The 3,102-nt window shown below is 37.3% G+C and carries 2 protein-coding genes; one reads left to right on the top strand and one right to left on the bottom strand.

Annotated elements, in window-relative coordinates:
• On the top strand, positions 1-1,160 hold a 1,160-nt coding region (locus AC220I_RS20555), incomplete at its 5' end, for a beta-galactosidase (protein WP_486725738.1).
• A gap of 222 nt (positions 1,161-1,382) precedes the next feature.
• On the opposite strand, the gene AC220I_RS20560 is transcribed toward AC220I_RS20555, so the two are convergent.
• Positions 1,383-2,456, bottom strand: coding sequence for an NAD(P)H-dependent flavin oxidoreductase (locus tag AC220I_RS20560; protein ID WP_486725739.1), 1,074 nt, complete (start codon positions 2,454-2,456; stop codon positions 1,383-1,385).
• Positions 2,457-3,102: the final 646 nt, after the last annotated feature.

Consider the following 3,102-nt stretch of genomic DNA (forward strand, 5'->3'; position numbering starts at 1 on the left):
ATCTGGATGTTGTGGCTTACGACAATTATCCTGTATGGGGTGGACTTGAACAACCACTGTCGCCAGCTAACATCGCCATGACACATGATTACATCAGAGGACTAAAGCGCGAAAACTTTTGGATTGTTGAAGAACTCATGGGCGCACAGGGCCATACGGTTATAGGGTATTTACCGAGACCAAATCAAGCTAAAATGTGGTCCTATCAAGCTATGGCAAGGGGCTGTGAGTCACTTTTATATTTCAGATGGAGAGGGATGACACATGGTGCAGAACAGTTTTGTCAAGGTATCCTAGATCAAGATGATCAAATCAATGACAAGTACAGAGAGGTTCAGGCCTTTTTTGAAGATATTAAACCGCATGAGGCGATCCTAAAAGCACCTATAAAAGCGGAGGTTGCAGTTCTGTACGACTACGACAACAGATGGTCTTGGCATGCTCAGAGCCAGAGTCATGCTTTCAACTTTACAGATGAACTCGTAAGATTATATGAGGGTTTTTATAGTCATAATATTCTCATTGATGTCATTGATATTAATAAATCATGGGATCAATACAAGGTAATTGCACTTCCTGTGATGCAAATTATCGATGAGGCCCTATTAAAGCGACTTGATGATTTTGCCAGATCAGGTGGCAAGATTATCTTTAGTTTCAGAAGTGGTATTAAGGATCGTGACAATAACTTAAGATTAAGTTCAAATATTCTCGATACCTTATGTGGCATTAAGCTTAAAAACTATGAATCATTGGGCAAGGGTACCCTTGTAAAGTTAAGAAGTGAATTTTCAACCGATGGTACAGAAGCAACGATGGCAGTATGGCGTGATTTACTAGAACCTACAACTGCCAAAGTTCTTTATAGATATGAAGATCAGTTTTTTGATCAGTATGCGGCTGTGACCCAAAACGCTCTGGGGCTTGGACAAGTCTACTATATCGGTGGTGGTCTTTCTCAAAATGCTATAAATATACTTTTTGAGAAGGTATTGCGCGATGCTGAAATACCATATGAAACATGTGAGATAGGGCTTGAGCTCGTAAAGAGAAGCTCAAGTGAAGGCGAATATCTCTTCCTCATGAATCACACAGAATTGGACAAGCACTACAAACAGTATACACTTGCACCTTATGAATCAAAGATTGTCAAACTATAAAGATTCAAAGGTTAAGGTCTGATAAAACAAATATCGACATGCTAATTCAAGGGGTGAAATGACCACCTCTTAAATTGAAGCAGATTAAATCTAGATGTAATGTTCACACGTTGAATGTTATCATAAAAAGTTTTTATTTCCTCACAAGATGAAAACAAACTAAAAGGCCTGTGCTGAATAGCACAGGCCTTTTAATGAGCAAAATTATATAATAGGGATTACTTAAGAAATTTTATCAATGGTTGAAATCAACTCATCAAAGATCTGAGGAACAGTCGTCATTTCCTTGACCTTATACACATTCTCTCCAGAGAAGATAAGACCTTCGTCTATATTGCCGGAAACGGCGTTAATAAGCGCTTGTGAAATACAATAAGGGGTCGTTTTAACATCACATGTTCTAAGACAATTTACACATCTCTTGATGGCTGGTCTGTCATTGGCATCAATTCTTGAAAGAAATGGATTGCCAACTGCTCTACCAGGTAGCCCAACAGGCGAAATGATGATTTTAACATCGTCTTTTGAGGCATTGATATAGGCTTGCTTGTAAGCATCACTTGCATCACATTCCTCGGTTGCTACAAATCGAGTTGCCATTTGTACGCCATCACCACCTGCCTTGATGATCTCGGCGATATCTTCACCTGTATAGATGCCACCAGCTACAATAAGCGGAATTTTCTTTTGATATTTTTCTTCATATGGCTTTAGAATATTTTTGATTTCTGCAATTGTTTTAAAAACATCATATTTCTCATTGATGATATCATCTCTTTTGAATCCTAAATGTCCACCTGCTTTAACACCTTCTAAAACAACGGCATCTGGTGCAATATTATGATTTCTATCCCATAATTTTGCGATGAGACCAGCGCCCTTTGATGAAGAGATAATTGGTGCGATTTTAGTGCTTGACCCCTTTACAAGGGCTGGTAAATCCTGTGGAATACCTGCGCCTGAAACGATAAAGTCAATCCCTTCTTTAACGGCCTCTCTTACATGCTCAGCATAAGTGTTCATGGCAACCATAAAGTTGATGCCGATAGCACCGCCTTTTGTCATCTCTTTTGCTTTTCTGATTTCATTTCTAAGGGCACGAAGGTTAGCCTCAAGTGGCTTGTCCATAAAATCAGGTTCTTCAAAGCCTAAATTGACACCAGACATAACACCAAGTCCGCCTGCGTTTGTCACAGCAGCTGCAAGTCCTGAACGCGTCACGCCAATACCCATAGCACCTAAAACAATGGGATATTTTATTTTTAAACTTCCAATTTCTAAAGTTGGCAATTTCATTATTCCTCCTATATCCATTAAACCACAATACATGGCTACATGAATTCATCATACAGTATATAATGTAGTCTTTTCAACGCTTGTATGAAAATGCTATAAAAATGATATAAAATATTTATAAATATACTGACGGTATTCTCAAACTCTTTTATGATCAGCAAAATAGACTCTTGTACTCTTATATCTGAATTCTATTTGACAAGCTCTAACAATTTGATTTATAATGAGTGTGTTAAAGAAAATTTTCTATGAAAGGAAGTGTTCAATTATGGCAAATATTACTCAGAAGGTGAATAAGCGTTAAAACTTCATATTTGGGCGACACATCAAGTGTTGCAAAGAATCTTTCCGATCAATTATATAGTGTTTCAAAGAACACGATGAGGAAATCGTGTATTTTATTACAACGAAAGGGACACAAAGTGTCCCGCGCGTCAAATTGAAAGCATTTAGAACGTATTTAGAACGTATTTAGAACGTATTTAGAATGCATTTTGAAAGCAGTTTTGTAATCAGTTTTGTAAGTTATTTTGTAAGTCATTAAGATTTAGTGTTTTAACCCATGATGTGTATACAAAACAATTTTAAACCAAAAATGTAGGCGGTCTTGTTCTAATTATTGAAAAGACCGTATAGGAGAATTTTA

It is taken from the genome of Fusibacter sp., assembly GCF_057447755.1.

Coding starts and splice junctions, on each gene's coding strand:
- AC220I_RS20560 (WP_486725739.1), bottom strand. CDS start 2,456: ATGAAATTGCCAACTTTAGAAATTGGAAGTTTAAAAATAAAATATCCC.